The 20,791-nt window shown below is 56.2% G+C and carries 22 protein-coding genes; 15 read left to right on the top strand and 7 right to left on the bottom strand.

The genetic code is table 11. The features are described 5' to 3' along the window. Window positions 1–348: 348 nt before the first annotated feature. From Pla100_RS23805 to pheT, 13 genes are all read left to right on the top strand, one after another. Window positions 349–1,434: a peptidylprolyl isomerase gene (locus tag Pla100_RS23805; RefSeq protein WP_231603482.1), complete on the top strand. Its 1,086-nt coding sequence runs from the start codon at window positions 349–351 to the stop codon at window positions 1,432–1,434. An 89-nt stretch (window positions 1,435–1,523) separates the two neighbouring features. Further along, window positions 1,524–2,135, top strand: a complete 612-nt coding sequence (locus tag Pla100_RS23810) for a hypothetical protein (RefSeq protein ID WP_146580883.1) — start codon at window positions 1,524–1,526, stop codon at window positions 2,133–2,135. Between the two features lie 92 nt (window positions 2,136–2,227). Then, complete coding sequence (locus Pla100_RS23815) at window positions 2,228–2,980, top strand: flagellar hook-basal body protein (protein WP_146580885.1); 753 nt, start codon at window positions 2,228–2,230, stop codon at window positions 2,978–2,980. A gap of 32 nt (window positions 2,981–3,012) precedes the next feature. After that, window positions 3,013–3,819 carry a flagellar basal-body rod protein FlgG gene (flgG, locus tag Pla100_RS23820; protein WP_146580887.1) on the top strand — a complete coding sequence of 269 codons (807 nt, stop codon included), beginning with the start codon at window positions 3,013–3,015 and terminating at the stop codon, window positions 3,817–3,819. Window positions 3,820–3,830: 11 nt separating this feature from the next. After that, window positions 3,831–5,171, top strand: coding sequence for a flagellar basal body P-ring formation chaperone FlgA (gene flgA, locus Pla100_RS23825; protein WP_146580889.1), 1,341 nt, complete (start codon window positions 3,831–3,833; stop codon window positions 5,169–5,171). A gap of 6 nt (window positions 5,172–5,177) precedes the next feature. Then, the gene (locus Pla100_RS23830) at window positions 5,178–6,056 is read left to right on the top strand and encodes a flagellar basal body L-ring protein FlgH (RefSeq protein ID WP_146580891.1); all 879 of its coding nucleotides are present in this window, start codon (window positions 5,178–5,180) and stop codon (window positions 6,054–6,056) included. A gap of 11 nt (window positions 6,057–6,067) precedes the next feature. Beyond that, entirely contained in the window at window positions 6,068–7,171 is a 1,104-nt protein-coding gene (locus Pla100_RS23835) for a flagellar basal body P-ring protein FlgI (protein WP_146580893.1), read from the top strand. 12 nt (window positions 7,172–7,183) lie between these two features. Then, window positions 7,184–7,543 (top strand): rod-binding protein, encoded by a 360-nt coding sequence (locus Pla100_RS23840; protein WP_146580895.1) that lies wholly within the window; start codon window positions 7,184–7,186, stop codon window positions 7,541–7,543. 2 nt (window positions 7,544–7,545) lie between these two features. After that, window positions 7,546–8,055 (top strand): hypothetical protein, encoded by a 510-nt coding sequence (locus Pla100_RS23845; RefSeq protein ID WP_146580897.1) that lies wholly within the window; start codon window positions 7,546–7,548, stop codon window positions 8,053–8,055. Between the two features lie 403 nt (window positions 8,056–8,458). Beyond that, window positions 8,459–8,665, top strand: coding sequence for a 50S ribosomal protein L35 (rpmI, locus tag Pla100_RS23850; protein ID WP_146580899.1), 207 nt, complete (start codon window positions 8,459–8,461; stop codon window positions 8,663–8,665). Window positions 8,666–8,812: 147 nt separating this feature from the next. Then, entirely contained in the window at window positions 8,813–9,172 is a 360-nt protein-coding gene (rplT, locus tag Pla100_RS23855) for a 50S ribosomal protein L20 (protein ID WP_146580901.1), read from the top strand. Further along, on the top strand, window positions 9,173–10,213 hold the full coding sequence (gene pheS / locus Pla100_RS23860) for a phenylalanine--tRNA ligase subunit alpha (protein WP_146580903.1): 1,041 nt from the start codon (window positions 9,173–9,175) through the stop codon (window positions 10,211–10,213). Window positions 10,214–10,557: 344 nt separating this feature from the next. Beyond that, a complete protein-coding gene (pheT, locus tag Pla100_RS23870; protein WP_231603484.1) occupies window positions 10,558–12,615 on the top strand; it encodes a phenylalanine--tRNA ligase subunit beta in 2,058 nt (685 codons plus the stop codon). A gap of 200 nt (window positions 12,616–12,815) precedes the next feature. Here pheT and Pla100_RS23875 read toward each other — a convergent pair whose 3' ends face one another. The 6 genes from Pla100_RS23875 to Pla100_RS23900 all read right to left on the bottom strand — a co-directional run bounded on the left by Pla100_RS23875 (window position 12,816) and on the right by Pla100_RS23900 (window position 18,341). Beyond that, a complete protein-coding gene (locus Pla100_RS23875) occupies window positions 12,816–13,946 on the bottom strand; it encodes a Gfo/Idh/MocA family protein (RefSeq protein WP_146580907.1) in 1,131 nt (376 codons plus the stop codon). 61 nt (window positions 13,947–14,007) lie between these two features. After that, entirely contained in the window at window positions 14,008–14,616 is a 609-nt protein-coding gene (locus tag Pla100_RS23880; protein WP_146580909.1) for a hypothetical protein, read from the bottom strand. Between the two features lie 20 nt (window positions 14,617–14,636). Further along, on the bottom strand, window positions 14,637–15,701 hold the full coding sequence (locus Pla100_RS23885; protein WP_146580911.1) for a sugar phosphate isomerase/epimerase family protein: 1,065 nt from the start codon (window positions 15,699–15,701) through the stop codon (window positions 14,637–14,639). Between the two features lie 100 nt (window positions 15,702–15,801). Then, a complete protein-coding gene (locus Pla100_RS23890) occupies window positions 15,802–16,071 on the bottom strand; it encodes a WXG100 family type VII secretion target (protein WP_146580913.1) in 270 nt (89 codons plus the stop codon). 122 nt (window positions 16,072–16,193) lie between these two features. After that, a complete protein-coding gene (locus Pla100_RS23895) occupies window positions 16,194–16,928 on the bottom strand; it encodes a tetratricopeptide repeat protein (protein ID WP_146580915.1) in 735 nt (244 codons plus the stop codon). Window positions 16,929–17,168: 240 nt separating this feature from the next. Then, window positions 17,169–18,341 carry a DNA cytosine methyltransferase gene (locus Pla100_RS23900; RefSeq protein WP_197168187.1) on the bottom strand — a complete coding sequence of 391 codons (1,173 nt, stop codon included), beginning with the start codon at window positions 18,339–18,341 and terminating at the stop codon, window positions 17,169–17,171. Between the two features lie 69 nt (window positions 18,342–18,410). Here Pla100_RS23900 and Pla100_RS23905 point away from each other — a divergent pair, with 69 nt between their 5' ends. Continuing rightward, a complete protein-coding gene (locus tag Pla100_RS23905) occupies window positions 18,411–18,638 on the top strand; it encodes a helix-turn-helix domain-containing protein (protein WP_146580919.1) in 228 nt (75 codons plus the stop codon). 104 nt (window positions 18,639–18,742) lie between these two features. Then, window positions 18,743–19,414 (top strand): hypothetical protein, encoded by a 672-nt coding sequence (locus Pla100_RS23910; RefSeq protein ID WP_146580921.1) that lies wholly within the window; start codon window positions 18,743–18,745, stop codon window positions 19,412–19,414. A 113-nt stretch (window positions 19,415–19,527) separates the two neighbouring features. Here the strand turns inward: Pla100_RS23910 and Pla100_RS23915 are convergent, their stop codons facing one another. After that, window positions 19,528–20,694, bottom strand: a complete 1,167-nt coding sequence (locus Pla100_RS23915) for an iron-containing alcohol dehydrogenase (protein WP_146580923.1) — start codon at window positions 20,692–20,694, stop codon at window positions 19,528–19,530. Between the last annotated feature and the right edge of the window lie 97 nt (window positions 20,695–20,791).

A 20,791-nucleotide genomic window follows, 5' to 3' on the forward strand; every position in this document is an offset into this window, starting at 1 on the left:
CTGACATGATGAGTCCTTCCTAGACTACGGGGCCTATCCAACTTCAGCCGATCTTAGCGTCCTGGCTGGAAAATCGCCCTCCCAATTCTCAAACGTCATCCCAACGCCGATTAGCGTGCCTGCACCCTCGACGTAATCAAGGTTAAATCCTCGCTTGCAACGTGATCCACATTTGCACTACAAGCCGGACGAACCCATTTCCTTTCCCTCCTTCGTCGGGCACGCGCCATGCCACCGCGATCGCGGACGCCAATCCGACGGCCTCGGCTGTCACCCCAGCTCGCTTCCTTCGGCCTCGTGTGCTTGGCCGTTGTGGGGGCCACCATTCCTTCGATTGTTTCGGCCCAGATGCCGACACAGAAGCAGATGGATGAGGCATTGCAAGCCGAATTGCCAGATGATCCGGCGGCGACGGTCGCCATCGTCGGTCAGAGCGCGATCGTGATGGGCGAGATCTCGCCCAAAATCGAAGCGAGAATCCAAGAAGTTCTTGCTAACGCCGGCCAAGAAGTTCCCGATGACCAAATCCAATTCGCTCGCGTGCGAATGACCCGGGGCCTGCTCGCTCAAACCATCCAAAGTCGGATGATGCGGGAATCGTTCCTGCTCGACCAAGTCGCCACTCAAACCGCCGAAAAACGACGCGAGGCCGAAGAAACGATGCAGGCGAAAGCTCGCCAAATGTTCTTCGAAGACGAAGTCGTCCAGCTTAAAAAACAGTACGAAGCCAAGGACCTCGGCGAACTCGACGCCAAGCTGCGCGAAAAAGGAACGTCGCTGGCTGCGCGGCAACGCGAGTTCATCGACGCGATGCTGGGCCACCTCTACATTCGCGGCAAAGTCAACAAAGACCCTTCGGTGTCGCTGGCTGAAATTCACGGCTATTACCACACCCACAGTGATGATTTCCGACATGCGGCGAGGGCGAGATGGGAACAACTCACCGTGCTCTATTCCAACTTCCCGAACAAACAAGCCGCCTACGACGCGATCTGGGCGATGGGACGCGAAGCGTTCTTCGGCGGCAGCATGCAAGCGGTCGCCCGTGAAAAAAGCCAAGAACCGTTCGCCGACGAAGGGGGTCAACACAACTGGACCAACAAAGGATCACTCGCGTCGGCCGTTTTAGAAGAACAGATCTTTTCGCTACCCACCGGTGCGATGAGCCAAATTATCGAAGACACCGACGCCTATCACATCGTTCGTGTACTCGAACGGGAAGACGCCGGAATCACGGCGCTGGCCGATGTCCAAGACGATATTCGCAACATCTTGCGTGACCAAAAAATTCAAGCCGCACAAAAAGAAGCTCTTGCCGAAGTCCAACGACGCGTTCCGGTCTGGTCGCTGTTCCCGGAAGACATTCCCGGTGCCAAACCGTTGCCCCGGATCGCCACACAGCCTTTCCCGAAACCCTCTACGCTGCCGCGGTGATGACGGGCCACCCAACTCACGACGCGAATTTTACTAAAGCCGTCGGCCCTCTAGGCCGAATGAATCGACGCAGGATGACTCGACACCGAATGTCGAATCTTATCTTGGCGACGCTATTCATACTTGGCACCGCTTCGGGATGTCGGCAATTGGTCTATCGGCTGACCAGCGATGTGCCGCCCCAGTTCGTTCCCAACCCGTTGGAACTTCCGCCGGTGGCCGATGATTTCTTGTGGTTGCAAGTCGTCGACACACTTGACGATTACTTTCGGATCGCCCGTCAACAACCCGTCGTTAACCGAGCCGACTATGTGCTCGAAGGCAAACTCGAAACGAGCTACAAGATCGCCGGTTCGGTTCTGGAACCGTGGCGAAAAGACACGACAACCGGATTCGAGCGACTGCAAGGCACACTTCAATCGATCCGCCGCCGCGCGATTGTTACCGTTCGGCCCAACGCGACCGGCTATTCCGTCGAGGTCATCGTCCAAAAAGACCTGGAGGACACCGACCGAACGCAGTACGCCACCGAATCGACCGCCGGCTTGCGACACGATGGGTCCAGGTTAAGCCGCCAGGACCCGTTCGACGACAGCCCTCAAACCCTGGGATGGATTCCGTTGGGCCGCGACGCGACGCTCGAAAACGCAATCCTCAACGATCTCTTCGGCCGTGTCACGCAGCCCGACGGAAAACATTAACCCAATTCTGGGCTTTCCACTTGAAACGGGATAATGGATTTGCGTAAGCACGAGGGAGCGAATCTTTCATTCCCTCTCGGCAGAGTGAACTCATGCCATACGGCGTCTATCTATCGGCTGCGGGAGCCCAGGCTCAAAGCCACCGCCTGCAGCAGGTTTCCAACAATCTCGCCAACGTCGAAACGCCGGGGTTCAAGCCCAACGCGACGATTTTGCAGGCCCGTTTCGCCGAAATGATCGAGCAGGGGCATGTATCACCGGGTCTGGGCGGCATCGACGACGTCGGTGGCGGTGTCACGATTCAACCCGAGCGGACCGAGTTCAAAGTCGGTGCCGTACGGACGACAGGCGGCGAAACGGATTTCGCCATCCACGACCGTGAAAGTTTCTTCGTTCTCCAGCGGGGCGACCAGCAACTGCTCAGCCGGGCGGGCGACTTTGTATTTGATTCGGCCGGTCGTTTGGTCAACTCAGGCGGAGATTTGGTCCTCGCTAATGACGGGGCTCCGATCCAAATCGATCCCCGTAAGCCGTTCCAAGTGGGTGCCGAAGGCCGAATCTCTCAAGCCGGGGTGACGCGTGAGTTGATGCTCGCGCGACCGAAGAGCCTGGGCGATTTAGCCAACGTGGGCGGAAACCTGTTTCGCCCCTTGGCCGAGTTTGATCTTGCCCCGCAGGGTCAAAGAAACGTAGTAGCAGGTTCGCTCGAGCAATCCGCCGTCAGCCCCACGGGCACGATGATGGAACTGATCGAGACGACCAGGGCCTACGAAGCGAACGTGCAAATGATCAAAAACCAAGACAGCGTGCTGGGGTCATTGATCGGTCGAGTCTTGAAGGGATAGGCGATCGCCGTCATCAATCTAGGAATTAACCAATGAGCGTTCAGACTCTATACACCGCCGCCACCGGCATGGAGGCGATGCAGACGAAACTCGACGTCATCGCCAACAATTTGGCGAACATCAATACCACGGGTTTCAAAAAAGATCGCGCGAACTTCGAAGACCTGCTCTATCGCACCGAAACCTACCCAGGCATTCAAGACGCCACCCAAACCCCCACGGCCGTGGGCACGCAGGTCGGATTGGGCGTGCGAGTGACCAGCACGCAAACCGATCATCGCCAAGGCACCTTGCAACAAACCGGTCGCGACCTTGACGTCGCCATTCAAGGGGGTGGTTTTTTCCGCGTCGTCGATCCGTCCAGCCAAGAAACGATGTACACCCGCGCTGGTAATTTTGACATCAACGCCAACGGTCAACTCGTGATCGGCTCGGCTCAAACAGGACGTTTGCTCGATCCGCCCATCACTATCCCGCCGGACGCCACCGCGGTTGTGATCAACGGCAACGGCGAAGTCCTCGTGCGACAACCCGGCGTGAATGATCTCGCCAACCAAGGACAACTGCAACTCGCGCAATTCATCAACCCCGACGGACTTCTCAAAGTCGGCGAGAACATGTACACGGCCAACGAGGCATCGGGGCCCGAACAGCTCAACAATCCTGGCGTCGACGGTTTGGGTGTCTTGCGTCAGGGCAATTTGGAAGCTTCCAACGTCGAGCCGGTTCAAGAATTGATCGACTTGATCACGACCCAACGGGCGTTTGAATTGAACAGCCAAGCGGTTCAGGCGGGCGACCAGATCATGCAGAACATTTCTAACCTAAGACGTTTTTAAGGTAGGGTCCGTTGGTTAACCAGTTCCTGCTACCGAATTCCTTGGCCGTGTTGGTTTGCCTGTGCCCATCGCCGGTCGCGATGGCGCAGTCGACGGCACGTCCGTCCGTGGCCGGCGAAGTCACCACGCCATTGTATTCGTCCGCACGCCCTTCATCGGTCATGATCGAGAAACGCGAACCGCCCTCTGCACCGGAGTCGGACACGGCGTCCGGTCGCACGCCGACCGTTGCGACGCGTCGCACGTCGACGATTGACGAATCGACACGATGGCAGTTCGTCAGTCGCGAGAACATCGTGGTCGACCGCCCCATCATTCGTTTAGCCGACGTCGTCCGTCCGCTTGAACCCGATCTGGTGGCCTGGGCACGACTGGGGCAATCGACGATCGGATTGATGCCCGCCGATGGTGGCGATGCGAAGGTGTCACGGGACCGGCTTGCTCAATTGATCGCCGGCGCGAACGCGACCCCTGGGCGGATTAAGATCTACGGGCCCGACACGATTGTTGTCCAGCGCGCTCGCACCATCCCTGCCGCCTATGAAGAGTCAACTGCGTCGGTCGATGAGTCGACCGTTTCCGATTCATCGCTAGCCCAAACGGCATACCAAGTCGCCCCGGACTTGATGACGTCGAGCGAGACGCCCCTGGACACCGAAACCCGCGAGCGGTTGGAACAATGGGTGCGGGTAGGTGTACGGAGTCAGTTTCGTGATCTGGACGAATCGTTTCGCTACGACGTCCATTTCGAACCGAGCGAGTTTGGAACTTTAGAGAACATCCAAGGCATCCGCCAATTCGTTTTCTTGGACCCCGCACCGATTTGGTCGCATGAAAGCAACGAATCGGTCAAGTGTCGTGTCCGGTTGCTCGGCCGCGCCGGCAGCGAAGATTGTGAGGGCATCGTACGATTGACCTTCCATCCACGCCCCGCGATCGTAACCGCCCGCCACTCGTTGCGTCGGGGCCAAACCGTCACGTTGCACGACCTGCAATTCGAACCGTACTCCGTCGATGGAGTCAGTTTGCCCGCCGACGTGGTGGCAGCACCCGAAGAATTGGTCGGTTTGGAGGTCATCGGTTTGGTACGTTCCGGTGTGGCGTTGACACGCAGCGCCTTCGCCGCGCCACGGGTCGTTCGTCGCGGCGAACTATTGGAAGTTCAAGTCGGTGGTGGCGGTGTCCGAGTGACAACCGGTGCGAAAGCCCTCGCCGATGGGGCCGTCGGCGAGTTGATTGAAATCGAAACGCTGCAACCCAAACGCCGGTTGTTGGCCAAGGTCGTCAATTCATCATTGGTCGAGATCATCACCCGTGCGCCACGCGTCGAAGCGGAACCGAAAGGGTTTTAGAAAGTCATGAATCGGATTCTCGTCTGCTGTGTCCTCGCTTTCGTTCCTACGGTCGCTCGGTCACAAAACTCGTCTCTGTTGCACGTTGCTGCACCGGAGCCGACCCGTGTTGCCCCCCGAGGCTTGCCGGGGATGTCGGTCGTTCAAGCTCAGGACCAAAACCCCGAGTTTTTGCCGGCACCAAGACCGGACTCACAACCGGACGTGTCGGGATCGCCGTCGGCTTTTGATCGTGGTGCGACGGCCGTGATGCCTCCCGAATTCATGCCGCCGATGGCACCTCCTTCAAACAACGTTTCACCTCGAAATCTACCCAACATTGATCCGGCGATTGGCATGCGCGGGGTCAGCTGGACTTACCAACCGGCACCGCCTCTGCGTCAATTTCGCGTGCATGACATCGTGGCGATTCGCGTCGACGAAATCTCTCGTACGATGGCCGAAGGCGACGCCCAGAAACGCCGCAACTCGCTGTTCTCAGCAGTTCTGTCGGATTGGATCAAACTCACCCGAAACGGCATCGTTCCCGATCCGATGGCTCAAGGCGACCCGACGGTGGCGTCTCAATCGCAATCGAACTTTCGCGCCGAAGCGAGCATCGAGTCTCGCGAATCGTTCACCTTCAACATCGCCGCCCGGATCGTTGACATCCGTCCCAACGGCAACCTCGTCTTAGAAGCCCGAGAAAAATTCCGGCATAACGACAACCTGTGGGAAACAACGCTTTCGGGCATTTGCCGGGCTCAAGACATCGGGCCGGACAACGTCGTGCTCAGCGGCGACCTGATTGATCTGGAAATTCAAAAGGAAGATCGCGGATACATACGCGACGGATACCGACGCGGTTGGTTCCAACGATTCTTTGACCACGTCAAGCCGTTCTAACGGACCATTCCATGGATTTGATTCGCGTTTTAATCTTGCTCGTCGGTCTCACCCTCGCTTCGGCAGCTCATGCGGGCGGCTTGCGTTTGGGTGATCTTTGCCGACTCAAAGGGCAAGAGACCAATACGTTGCAAGGGCTTGGATTGGTCGTGGGACTGCGAGGTACCGGCGATGGAGATGCGGCACCGACGTCGCGAGCCCTGGCACGGATGATGCAATTGATGGGAGGGCCGATGTCGGTCGACGCGACGGGCAATTTGAATTTGGGCGACGTGGAGGATTCCAAGAACGTCGCGATGGTGTTCGTTAATGCGAAGTTACCCCCGGTCGGTGCCCAGCAGGGCGATATCCTTGACGTGACCGTCAGTGCGATCAGCGCCAAGAGTCTCGAGGGCGGTTACTTGATGCTCACACCGATGCTCGGCCCGCGAGCGGACAACCCCACCGTGTACGCGATGGCACAGGGACGTTTGACGATTGCACCAGATACACCCGCAACGGTGGCTTCGATCCAAGGTGGTATGAAGATGGAAGCGACCGTCAAAGCGTCATACGTCAAAGAGAATAAAATCACCCTCATCATCGACCGTGATTTCGCCGACTTCAGTACCGCTCAGCGGATCGAAGAGGAGATCAACTCATTTCGATCGCTCACGATGGGTGGCTTGCAAGAATCCCGATTGTCGGGCAATCGTTCCGGAAACGATGACAACGCCGCCCGAGCGTTGGCCATCGATCAGGTTCACGTGGAAGTCTGGATTCCCAAGATCTATCAGTCCAATCCGATCAAGTACATTTCGATTCTACTGGACATTCCGATCCAACTCGCCAATCGTGGCAAGCGGGTCGTCATCAACGAGGCCGATGGCGTCGTCGTCATCGGCGACGATGTGGAGATCGCGCCCGTCTTGGTCACTCACCGAAACCTACGTATCCAGGCCGGCGGCGGCAACGGCTTCGTCGAGCTTGGTCCTGACGGGACTCCTGCGGCGGCCAAGTTGAAAGCACTCGCCGACGCTTTGGGAGCGTTGGACGTACCGACGGAGGATTTAATTGCGATCATCAAGACACTCAAAGCCAAAGGTGACTTGTATGGCGAGGTCATTTTTAGGTAAGGGTGGTGGATCATGATCCAATCTCTGAACCAACAATCGATTCCGGCGGCGGCCGCCCAGCCGAAATTGCCCTACGAACTGTCCGCTAAGTTCGGCAGCGCGGGCAGCCCTACGTCATCGGGTACGCCGTCGACCGACAGCGAACCCATGCGGGAAGCGTTCGGCGATTTCGTCGGCCAAACCCTCTTTGGCAGCATGTTGTCATCGATGCGAAAAAGTCTCGACAAACCAGCTTACTTCCACGGCGGTCGGGCCGAGGAAGTGTTTCAAGAACAACTCGACCAAAAACTTGTCGAAGAAATCTCGGATGCTTCGGCAGATTCGTTCGTCAATCCGATGTTCGATCTCTTTCAACTCCAACGGCGTGGATAATCATGACGTCTTCCAACCCAGGCTCCTCAGCCGCGAAACCTTGGCGAGATCGGGTCGCCGACTACGTCGACGAATTGGCCGAAGTGGCTGAAACGATCGACCTGATTCTGGACGAGACCCGCGTTCGCACGATGGGGCTACGATCAGACGAGGTCGACGCGTCGACGGCGCAGCTCCTCGCGTCGATCAACGATCTGGAAAGAATGGTGGAACGCCGCGACGAGCTGATCCGCGACGCCGACGCCCCGAACCCCGGCGTCAGCCTCTCGGAAAAATTGTTGCTGAGTCGAAAAATCGAGGACGCTCGCTTGGCGCGGCGGTGCGGCGAAGTGGCCGAAATGATCGCGACGACCCACCAGCGGGCCACCGCGTTGTTCGTTTGCCAATACCACCTCAGCGAACTGCAGCGGGATTTGCTCAATCGGTTGGCCGGTGCGACCGGACCGCAAACCTACGACAAATCCGGCCGACGCCCCCAAGGCGGTACCGGACTGTTCAACGAAGCCGCTTGAGGACTTCAGGTTGACGCGGTCAAAAGCCGATACCTGTCGATGTCCCCAAACACGCACGGTTTGGAGCAGCCTATTTTTAGGGCTCACGCTATCAGCCGTTTGGAGCTAGCCACGGCTCCGTTAGGCGTTTTCTCGCTAGCGGGCTGTTGATTTAGTCCTCATCGAAACCCGAAGCGTCAGCGAGGGATAACTAAACCAACATGAATCGTGTTCAATCCCTCGCTCACGCGTCGGGTTACGATTCAATCAGCAGCCGGTAGCTTGAAAACAGCTCATTCGAACATTTTGGTCGAACCGAGCACTCAGGTGGCGCACCACTAGCGAGTCGAGTCCCGATCCGCTACAGTGTCGCGTTCCAAAATTCACAGTCCCCTTTTCCCTTTTGCTAAACGACGGATCCCCGATGGGAAACAAGATGAAGACCCACAAGGGCACGAAGAAGCGTTTTCGCCTCTCGGCCACGGGCAAAGCGATGCACCGCTGCAGCGGAACGAGCCACTTGGCCAAAGGTTTGACGAAGAAGCGTCGTCGTAACCTCCGTGGTACAACGGCTTTGGATGCGGTCATGCAACCTACCATCCACGCCGCCTTGAACGGCTACAGCAACTAGTCGCTAACCAAACCCTACCCCTACCAATTTCCTCCACGGAATCGCCCGGCAACTCGATTGGGCAAAACTTCGGCGTTTGACTCGCCGGGGCCTGAATTGAGACTCCGAATGATTGCAGAAAAACCCAACTGATTTAGGAATCGAACGATGCGTACACGTAAAGGTGCCGCCCGGAACCAGGCCAAGAACCGACTTTTCAAGCGAGCCAAAGGCTTTCGCGGAGGTCGTGGGTCGCTGATCCGCAGCGTCAAGGAAACCCTTCTCCGCAGTGGCGCGTACGCGTTTCGCGACCGCCGCGTCCGCAAACGTGAATTCCGTAAGTTGTGGATCATTCGAATCAACGCCGCCGTGAAAATGCACGATCTCCGGTACAGCGAATTCATCTACGGACTGAAGAAAGCCAACATCGGCTTGGACCGAAAGTCGCTTTCTGAAATGGCGATTTACGATCCCGCCGGCTTCAAAGACGTGTGCGACAAGGTCAAGGAAACCCTCGCCGCCGCCTAAATGTCTTTGCAACCTTTTCTTGATCGTCTCGACCAGCTCCAATCCGATGCGCAGAACGCGTTTGATGGAGCGGCCGATGCCGACGCGCTCGAGGCCGCCCGGGTCACTTTCTTGGGAGCCAAGAACGGTCAGTTCAAAGACGTCCAGAAGATGCTCGGGGGGATCGAACCGGCGGACAAACGCGCCGCCGGGATGCGACTCAACGATGTCAAACAGGCGATCCATACGGCATTCGAGACCGCTCAATCTCAGCTAGGCGGCGGTGGCAGCTCGCAAATCGAGCCCGGCTTTGACCCGTCACTACCCGGACGACGACCGCGATTGGGACACATCCACCCGATCACCCAAACGATCGACCATTTGACCGAAATCATGGGCCGAATGGGTTTCGAGGTCGCCGAAGGTCCCGAGGTCGAGGATCCGTTTCATAACTTCGTGGCGCTGAATATCCCCGAAGATCACCCGGCTCGCGATCCGTTGGACAATTTTTATCTGGCTACTGCGGGAACGGCGGTCGACATCGGTGAAGGCGATGCGTTACTGCGCAGCCAAACCAGCACGGTGCAGATTCGGGTCATGCAAGAACGGCAAAACTCGGCACCGGGACAGCCGATTCGCATCATATCGCTCGGACGCGTGTATCGTCCCGACGCCCCGGATGCGACGCACTTTCCGATGTTCCATCAGATGGAAGGCTTGTTCGTCGACGAGCACGTCACGATGGCCAACCTGAAAACCGTGCTGAGGGTGTTCGCGAACAACTACCTCGGTGATGACGTCGAAATCCGCTTTCGTCCTTCATTCTTTCCGTTCACCGAACCAAGCGTCGAGGTCGACTTCCTGTGGAATGGGACTTGGATCGAGTTCGGCGGAGCCGGGATGGTGGATCCGAACGTATTCGAGGCCGTCGGCTATGATCCCGAAAAGGTCAGCGGGTTTGCATTCGGCTTGGGCGTCGAACGGTTGTGCATGAGACGCCACGGAATCACCGATATCCGGGACCTGTATAGCGGCGACCTCCGGTTCTTACAGCAGTTCTAGAATTAGATCTCCAACGTCCCTCAAACTTAAACTTAAACTTAAACTCAACAGCCTATCCGAAAACGGCTCACCGCTCTGGCGCTAGTAGCCTGTTGATTTGATGGTCTCCCTCCCTTACCGGGCTGTTGATTTAATTAGCCGTACCGCGTTAGCGGCGGTTAACCGGACGCCAACCGGGGCTAACGCCCATCGGCTAATGGTTGTCGTTCGGTTTGCGAATAAAGCAACACGCCGCCAGCCGTAGGTTGCGTGCGTGGTTTTCGAATAGGTTTTTTAGCGTTTAGTTTTTCCAATCCTTCACTCCCAATTCTCCACTTAAAGCCGTGCTAGTTTCCTGGAAATGGTTGTCGCGCTACGTTGATCTGACTTTGTCGCACGACGAGTTGGTCGATCGTTTCAGTTTGTCAGGGTTGAATCACGAAGAGAGCAATACGGTCACGCTCGACAGTGGTGCCGAAGACATCATCATCGATTTGGAGGTCACCTCCAACCGGGGCGATTGCCTTGGACACATCGGAGTCGCTCGCGAGGTCGGCGTACTGACCAACCAACCGCTCAAGATACCGACGATCGAGTTTCAAGAGTCGGCTCGCAAAGCGTCTGACTGCTTAACCGTTCGCAACGAGTTCGAGCAAGCTTGCCCACGGTACACGGCGAGGGTGATCGAGGGCGTCCGTGTCGGCCGGAGTCCGCAGTGGATGCAGGACGCGCTCAAGTCGATCGGTATCGGCATCGTCAACAATATCGTCGACGTTACGAACTACGTCATGATGGAATGCGGCCAACCCTTGCACGCGTTCGATGCCGATCAAATCGACGGCGATACGATCGTGATTCGCCCGGGCAAAACAGATGCAAAGGGCAAGAGCCAGGAAGTGCTCGAAGCGATCGACCATCGCAAGTACGAACTCAATGCCGATACGTGCGTGATCGCCGATGCGTCGTCACCGCTGGCGATCGCCGGAGTGATGGGTGGTGCGATTTCGGAAGTAAGCGAAACAACAACTCGTATTGTGATCGAGGCGGCTGACTTCGTACCGCTGTCGGTTCGCCGAACGGCACGTCGCTTGAAACTGCATTCACCGTCGTCGTTCCGGTTCGAACGCCGTGTCGATCCCGCAGGCATCGATTGGGCGAGCCGCCGGGCGTGCCAACTGATCACCGAGATCGCCGGTGGAACCGTACTGACGGGCGCGATTGATACGGCCGACTCGGTCCCCACTCGCGAACCCATCACGCTACGTTTGTCGCAGATCGAGCGGGTGCTCGGGATCGCAATCGACGCGGCAACGATCCACAAGATTTTGGTCGGTCTGGGATGCCGAGCCGAGATCAGCCGAGACGCCGAATCGGCCAATACAATCGACTGCGTTCCGCCGACATGGCGTCACGATCTGACACGTGAAATCGACTTGATCGAAGAGCTCGCACGAATCAATGGCTATGACAAGATTCCCGAGACTGCGCCGATTCCGGTGACACCGAGCAGCAAGCGGACGTTCGATTCGGCGATGCAGCGTCTGCGTGGCGTGATGACGGCGGCGGGCTTCAGCGAAGCGATGACGCCCAGCTTGGTCGTTGAAAAGTTAGACACGTCGCTGTCCCCGTGGACCGATCGCCCGGCCTTGCAAACTCGCACGGCGATGCTCGAAGGATCCAAGCGTTTACGGCGGACGTTGATCCCGAGCTTGCTGCAAAGCCGGGCGGCGAACTGGGCGTCTGCATCGATCAACGCTGACTTGTTTGAGATCGCTCACGCCTATCTGCCCGCTGACGAAAACGCGACCGGCGAAGATGCCTTGCCCGCCGAGACTTACCATGTGGCGATGATCGGCGGCGAAGACTTTTTCGGCGTCAAAGGCGTGATCGAGACTTTGCTCGGCCGAATGGGCATCGAAGGCGACTTGCGAGTTGAATCGGTCGACCGAGATGGTTTCGCGCCAGGCGGCTTGGTGGCATTGAAACTGTCCGACGAAACGATCGGTTACCTCGGTATCCTCGATGAGAAGTTGATCTCATCGTGGAAGTTGTCCGGACCGGTGATTGCGGCCGAATTATCGGCGGACGTTTTAGTGCAACACTCCCAGCTTGTTCCACAACAACGTCAGGTCAGCGCCTTCCCCGCGATCAAACGCGATCTCAACTTGGTCTTGCCCGAATCGATCCGATGGGACGGTCTGTCCAGCGTGATTCGATCCGCCGCCGACGAGCGATTGACCAGCTTGTCGTATCAAGAGACCTATCGCAACGAGAAAGTCGACGGCCCGGATCGCAAACGAGTGCTGTTTTCGATGGAGTTGCAAAGTCTTACTGAGACGTTGTCGGGCAACGACGCTGACGAGATCGTCGAAAGCGTCGTCACCCGATGCGAAAAAGAACTCGGTGCGGTTTTAATGCGGTAGCCTGGTGGCCGTAGTGGATCTTGTTAAAGATCCTTTACGCTTGGGATCTTGAACAAGATCCACTACCCTAGTGCTTTGTCAAAATTTAATTTTAGGGTGTCAGCAACGTGGCTCGACGGTCCTCCGTCGAGAATCACGGTGGGGACCACCGTGCCACGATGATAGGCACCCAAAGCCCTAGAAATCAATGCGGATAGGCATCAGACGTCTTTCCAGCATCGCTGGGCGGCGCTATCGAGTACCGCGTCACAGACCTTTTGGGTTTCCAAGGCATCGCGGAAGTTCGGGTGGCAATCTTCGCCCGTCTCGACCGATTTTAAGAAATCGGCGACTTGGTGAATGAACGAGTGCTCGTAGCCGATCTGCAGTCCGGGCACCCACCAGTTGCCCATGTACGGTTGGTCGCCGTCGCTGACGTGAATGCTTCGCCATCCGCGGACGATCGAATCGTCGGCGTGGTCGAAGTATTCGAGTCGGTGACAATCGTGGAGGTCCCATCGAATCGAGGCATGTTCGCCGTTGATCTCGAGCGTGTACAACGCCTTGTGACCGCGGGCGTAACGGGTCGATTCGAATAGACCGAGCGATCCATTCTTAAAGTGGCAATGGAACGTGCAAGCATCGTCGATCTTGACGGGCGTCTTCTTGCCGGTCTCGGCGTGGACGCGTTCTTTGACGAAAGTTTCGGTCACGGCCGAGACGTCTTGAATGCTGCCGTTGAGCCACAAGGCGGTGTCGATGCAGTGGGCGAGCAAATCCCCCGTCACGCCGCTACCGGCCGCTTCGGCGTCGAGTCGCCACGTCGCCGCTCCGCCTTGGGGGACGTCGGCGTTGATCGTCCAATCCTGCAGGAAGTTGGCGCGGTAGTGAAAGATCTGACCAAGCCGGCCTTCGTCGATCAACTGTTTGGCGAGTGTCACAGCGGGAACGCGGCGGTAGTTGTACCAAACCATGTTCCTGACGTTCGCCTTTTCGACCGCGGCGCACATTTCCTCGCCTTCGGCTTGATTCATCGCCAAGGGCTTTTCGCACAAGATCATTTTGCCGGCTTCGGCGGCGGCGATCGAGATTTCCTTGTGCAGGTTGTTGGGGACACAGATATCGACGGCGTCGATGTCGTCACGCTTGAGCAGTTCACGCCAATCGGTTTCGATCGATTCGTAACCCCAAGTGTCGGCGAATGCTTGAGCCTTTTCGGCGTTACGGGCGCAGACCGCCTTGAGAACCGGTTTGACTTCACAGGGGAAGAAATGAGGAGCCTGGGCATACCCGTTGGTGTGCGCCTTGCCCATGAAGCCATAGCCGATCATTCCAATGTTTAAGTTTTTCATTGTTGTCTTGGTAAGAGTTTTTTTAGTGAGTCAAGGGTCGTAAGCGTGTGAGAAATAGAAGTCAGTACTCGCCTGACGTGATCTGCGCCCGCTTCCATAAATCAATCCACGCATCGTGAACATAGGGATTCAATGTGCCGCCGAAACTCTCAGGAAGTCCGTTGGCCTTCACCAATGAAATAACATCGGCAAAATCCTGCAATCTCTCGGGTGCGGACATGCCACACGCAAGTTTCATTTCAACGACTTTTTGAAGCGTCAAGTAAGGCAACCCATCTTCGAACTCAATGATTTTATCATCCGATGGGTCAGGAAATGACACGGGTTTGGGTTTGCCGTCGCCTGGAAAATCACCGGCGATTAAGACATCAACGGGAACTTGATGAATGGTGTCGACAAATCCTTTGGACCCTTCAAATTTCTCAAGCCAACCGCGTCCCAGATGCTCGTCTTTAAAGATTTTGAGATCTTCCCTTCGCATCAAGATATCGACGTCTTGAGTAGCGCGACGATGACCGTGATAGTTCACCGCCATAGCACCAGAAATTACGAAAGGGATTTGCATCTCGCCGAGAGTTTTAGACAGACGCTTAACCGTTTGGAAAAGAGGCGCGGTGCCCATAAAAAACTCGTCCAAATGAAGGAGGCTGGATCGTTTGCGCTGAATCATGACAATCTTCAGATGAGGAATTAACTAACCGATTCATTCCAACCATGCGCGTCCTGAACGCTGAGCATGGCCGCGAGGATGCTGTTCCACGTTTCGCCTTGGTGCATCACGTCGTTGGGGAACATGCAACCGTCCCAACAAATGTGTCGGCACACTTGCAACACGTCACCGTGTTCGTCACGCAGCCAATGCCCGGCATCTTTGGCGATGTCAAGCTTTCCGTTGGGATCGTTGGGAAGGCAGTGACGTCCGGTCTTGTCGTGACTGCCGGTACCGTGAACGGTGGCGTCATTTTGAGCGACGTGGAAATCGATCGTCCACGGCCGCAAGGCGTGCGTCAGTTCGTGCAGCGCGACGGCCTTTCTTTCTTGATCCTGCCAATCAAAATTCTGCGGCAAGATCGCGTCTTCGGGTGCGTTGTAACCGAGCAGATAGAGCAACGTGTGAGCCATGTCGGCTTGGAATCCGAGTCGCTCGGGGTGTCCGACGCGTTCGAGCAGATCGACCATCGACCGCCAAGAGTGCATCCCACCCCAACAGATCTCACCTTCGGCGGCGAGTCGTTCGTCGTACTCCTCGGCGATGTCGCAGGCGGCCTTGAAGGTGTCGGCGATCTTGCTTTGGTTGGTCGCGGGGTCTTCGAACCAGGCCGCCGTGGCGGTGGCGCTGTCGATCCGCACGACGCCGTTGGGCCGGACGCCCATTTGCCGCAGCTTGCGACCGATCTCACACGCCTTGCGAACTTGTTTCAAAAACGCATCGACTTCCTCGGGGCCGCCCGCTGCGCTACCGCCACCGGTCGGCGGCCACACTGGAGCGACGACCGAACCGATATCCAGCGATCGGCTGCGGACCATGTCGGCGACTTTTTCGAGTTCCTCGTCGGTCGAATCGATCGAGATGTGGGGATCGGAAAGGAACACGTCGACCCCGTCAAATTTCCGGCCATCGACTTCCGCCGCTGCGGTCAGGTCCAGCATTTCTTCGAGGGGAATGACCGGATTGGCATCATCATCGCCCTTGCCGACCACACCGGGCCAGGCCGCATTGTGGAGTTTCGGGTAATTGTTGGGATGCTCGCTCATAGATTGACAACCGTGGGTGAGGGGGTAAGGGGAAGATTGCAAGAAACGCAACGGCCCTATGGTAACGGAATCCGCCGAAGTTTGAATTACGGGTGGAGACTCATCTTCCCAGATAAGCGTCGAGCTGTTCGGCCTTGCGTAGCAAATACGGCACGTGATCGTCGGTCGCCTGAATCAACCGTTGAAGTTGGCGGAGTTGGTCTTGGAACTCTTGGCTGAATTTGCGTTGTTGTTCGTCCCGCCAGGTTTGCTCGAGCTGGTTCATTTGCGCCGCGAGCGAGCCGCCACGCTGACGCAACTCTTCACTGAAGTGGGCCAACTGGGAGGCAAATTGGCGGATTTGGTCGGGATCACCGATCGCTTGGTTCATGAAAATCTCTTTTTCGCGTTAGAACGTGTTTTAAAAAGGGGTCTGACCCTTTGGAGGCGAGTCGATTTCATTGGGTTTTTGGCCTCGCCGGAGAGGGTCAGACCCCTTTTTAAAACACGTTCTTAGGAAGCGGCTTTGGTTTTGTTGTCGGACTCTTGAATCGACGCGAGAACGGACTGATAGTGTTCGAGCGTCGCGGCAAGTCCGTGTCGATCAGCCAGATCGATCAATAACTTCAGGGCCGCCGAGCGAACTTTCGGTGGTGATGCGACCGCCCGTCGCAAGCACGCGTTTCGCAACCATTTCATCGCATCAACGTCGCGTCCAGAGACAAGATGGCATCGCCCCATCCACAGCGACGCGGCCGAACCGTGCTGCTCATGATCGGCCAAGGGGGCGAGTTCCTCGATCGCTTCGTCGTAACGGGCCAGGTCGTACAACGCTTCACCGAGTACCAAACGCAAGTATTGTCGAGACTCATCTCGCGCGATGCGAGATCGACAAATTTGGATGCGACAAACCGCCCAGTCCGTTCGACTGCGTTCGAGTTCCTTGTCGGCTAAGCTGCTCTTGGTCTTTGCCACCATCGTGGAGACTTCCGACAATTGCTGCAGCGACCGGGCTAAACGGGCTTCTTCCCATTCCCACAAGATCGTCGCGTCATCGGGAAAAACTTCGTGGCCCTTTTGCAGGATTTTCGCCGCTTGCAACGGTCGGTTCTCGCTGCGGTAAATCGCCGCGAGTTCGAGATAGGCGTCGCGGTCGGTGTGGACGTCCCGCAAGCGGCGCTCAAGCGCCTGCCGTCGGGAGGGGCCCGCCTTGGAAGCGTCGGCGTTTTGGGGATCGGAAGAGGACAATGCAATCGAGCCTAGGAAGGAAAACCGGTTCCAGTGCAATATAACCGGAAACTGCACCGCAGTGTCCGAGCCCCGGCCGAAACGCGATTCGCAACAACTAGTCGAAATCGGCAAGATTCGAAGGAAGCCTCAGCTTTCCTGCGTTTGGCCCTAAACCGAATGCTCAAAATCCAGCACCAATGTTCCGTAGTCGATCAATCATTAACGCACAGCCAATGAAAACAAACCACGACGAAACCACTAACTTGAAATGGAAGATGCCAACTCGATGGATTCAATAATAGGATTCAAAATTCGATTGCCAATCCATTCGATTGCCGGAACGCAGACGGCGTCGCCGAACCCGAAAAGCTGCTGATTTGTTCTGCCCACCAACGGGAAGTCATCTGCGCCCTGCAGACGAGCGTATTCAACAGGCGTCATCCACTTCATGCGAATCCGATCCGGCTCTACAACGATTACTATTTGACGGGCACTGCCGCCTTTCGGGGTTCGCAGGCATCCTGCTGTTCCATCAAAACGCACTTCCGCCCGAGTTTTGCCGTGCCGTTTGCGTCGATAGATTGTCCCGATGGACAACGATGATTCGCATTGCAAACGATCCACCTCGCTACGATGGATGCCGCTCATCATGTCATAATGTTTCTTAACAAGCACATCATCCCACCATAGCTCGTCCTCGCCAAGATCTATCAATTCACCCAAGCGTTTTACTGTAGCTTTCGGAGTGATTACTTCAGAACAGAACCAGCCTGTTGCCAATTCGGTTGTCGCCATCAACTCCACTAATCGAGCGGGTCGAAGTTCCGGGTTGCAACGAACCAAAGACTCCCAGTCGTTTTCTCCTAATGTAAATTCGGCATCAGATCTTGTGAATGGACAATCTTCGATGTGCGAATCATGCACACCCACAAAAAAGATTCTTGGACGACTCTGAGGCACAAAGTGTCTTGCATCAAGCCGAAATGCATCCAACCAATATCCAGCATCCCCAAGTAGCTGACTTAGCTTACGAAAGTCTTGCCCCTGCTTTGAAGACAATAAACCGACTACGTTCTCAAGAAGCAAAATTGGTGGCCTGCCGAGATCTTCAATACATTCCAGGAACCCAAAAACCGCTGACGAATGTCTACCCTCAATACCCTTCCAATGCCCCGCGAGGGAAAGGTCGGTGCAAGGAAACGAAGCAGTTGCTAATCGGACATTGGATGGCATCAAGCTTCGCATCTCTTGGAGCTTAAATACGTCGCAAAGATGGAAATGCTCCTCGCCGAAGCGAGCTTCATATTGCTGTTGTTTCTTGGGATCGTTGTCGTTTGCGTAAATGCAGCTCCAACCCGCACGTTCGAGGCCAAGTCGTACCAAGCCAATTCCAGCAAAAAATTCCGCGAATGTCTTCGCCGGTTTCGTCATGGCACGTTCCTTCCGAATGATACACAGAGTCCGTGGACTGATCGTCCTCATCTCGCGAAATTTTACGGCATGAATGTCGAACAAGTAAAGCGTCTATTTGGAAAAAGCGTGCGAAAACATCGGATGGCTGCTGGTTTGACACAAGAGGGCCTGGCCGATGCGGCCGAACTTGATCGAAGTTATGTTGGAAGCGTCGAGCGAGGCGAACGTAATTTAAGTATCGAGAACGTCTGCCGACTAGCGTTCGCAATCGGCGTCACGCCTAGCGATCTGTTCGATTGGTGGGACAGCAAATGACTTGTGTCGCACTATCTCACGTCCTGCGTCAAATCGAATTGGCGTCAGCAGAGCTGTCCGAATATCCACCGAACTCAATTGACTGGACTTTTCGGTGCCGATCCGTGGCTGAACGTCTTGTTCCTTGGCTTACGCGTGAATCCGCACCCCTCGCCGAATTTCTGACAAAGGTAATGAACTCCCCGGCAAATGTCCGGCGATCGGTCAATTCCATCGTAGCGGCCGTAGAATCGCATCAGCAACTCAGGTCAAATCCAATCGTAAGATCGGACATTCAATTGCTCAAATTGGCTCTCGACCATGAGACCCTGCTGCTCTCTGGAACCGGTGGTACGGTCGTAAGCAAGCTGATCGAGCGGTTCCTTATCGAGCGGTCAACGGATTGGGAGCTCGAATCGAACGGAGCGAGCGATTATCCAGATCTGTATCTAGGCAGCGATGATTACTCTCAGCTGCCGGACTTTCGTAGAGGAAAAGACCAAGTTTATGGTGCATCACTTAAAGGGAAGTTAAAACGTCCGGTGCGTGTTCCAGACGGTCTTGAAGTAAAAACTTGCCGACGAAACTTTGCAGTGGACTGCCACCATGCGCATGCCGGGCTTCATTTGGTGGTAATTTTCGATCGAATCGAGAAACAATTCGTCGTAAAAGATGTCTTAGTTGGATTTTTGCGACACGAGCTTTATCGAGTTACGGTTCCAGCATCACCAACAACAACGCTTAAAGCATCTTTTAACGGACAACATTTCATTTCAATTTTCCCGGAACCAGATTGAACTTTATTGGATGCAAGGTAGGTACCTTGTTTGGCTTGAGACATAAACAGAACCGCTATTGCCTCGCAAATTTATTGCAAGTAGAGCGAAACCAGCGATGATCAAGCTCTTCCCTACGCAACGTCGCGGTACAACATCCGGACGTTGTCCTGGTCCAGGGAAATCGGGTTGAACGTCCCGGTCCACTGTTGCAACGCGTCATCGACAAACCTGCCGATATCCGACGACGGGATCGCAAGTTCGTCGAGAGAAACGGCGAGTTCGGCGGCTCCCATCCACGACAAGACGAGTTCCGCCAACGCGTCGGGGGCATCAGGCGTGGCAATGTTCGGTTCGATCTCCCGCATCAACTCGGCGTACCAATCGGCATGCTCGACGCCGTTGAATCGAATCACGGCGGGCAACATCAGGCCGACCGCTTGGCCGTGGACAATGTCGTGTCGCGCCGTCAACGGATTGGCGGTCGCGTGCGCGGCCCCGAGCATGGACGTTTCGATCGCCATGCCCGCCAAGGAGGCTCCCAATTGCATGTCGCCGCGTGCTTCAAGATCCTGGCCGTTTTCTAAAACACGTCGGAACGAACCGGCCAACAATGCAAACGCTCGGCGGCTGTACATCGTCGACATCGCATTTCGCCGACGCGTTACGTACGTTTCAATCGCGTGCGAGATCGCATCGATTCCTGTCAGGGACGTCACTCGCCGTGGCATGGTGAGCGTCAGTTCCGGATCCAGCATGGCAATTTTGCAAGCCGCTCGAGGATCACCGCAGGCCATCTTCACATGCGTTTGGGCGTCGCTAATCAAGGCAAAACTCTGCGTTTCACTGCCCGTTCCCGAAGTCGTCGGGATGGCGATCATGGGCAGCATGTCAGCGGTCGCCTTGCCGACGCCGTGGTAGTCGTGGATCGAACCGCCACAACTGTAAACGAAGTTCATTCCCTTGCAGCAATCCAGGCTGCTGCCGCCGCCCAGTCCTATCAACACGTCGGGCTGGAACGCGGCCGCCGCCGTCACGGCTTGGTCGACCATCGCAGAAGTCGGATTTTCAGCAAATTCGTGGAACGACTCGACCATCAATCCGCTCTCAGTCAGCAGACCCCGAACTCGCTCAAAATGGCCCGCCGCGACGATTCCTTGATCGCAAACGACCAAAACCCGAGCCGGCCGTGACGCAACCTTGGCTAGCGAACGGGTCAACTCGCCCACTTTCGCGAGCGTGCCAGCACCAAAAATCAAACGCGTTCGCGGTTGAAGGTCGAAAGACGCAGTCGTGCTCATCGTTTCCATGATCAGGCGGGCAAAAAGGGGGGAGTGAGGGGCGGGGCGGGTTCCAATAAGATACCTGAAACTGGAATGTTCCCATACCTTGCCGATC

This window comes from Neorhodopirellula pilleata, from assembly GCF_007859915.1.
GTDB lineage: Bacteria > Planctomycetota > Planctomycetia > Pirellulales > Pirellulaceae > Rhodopirellula > Rhodopirellula pilleata.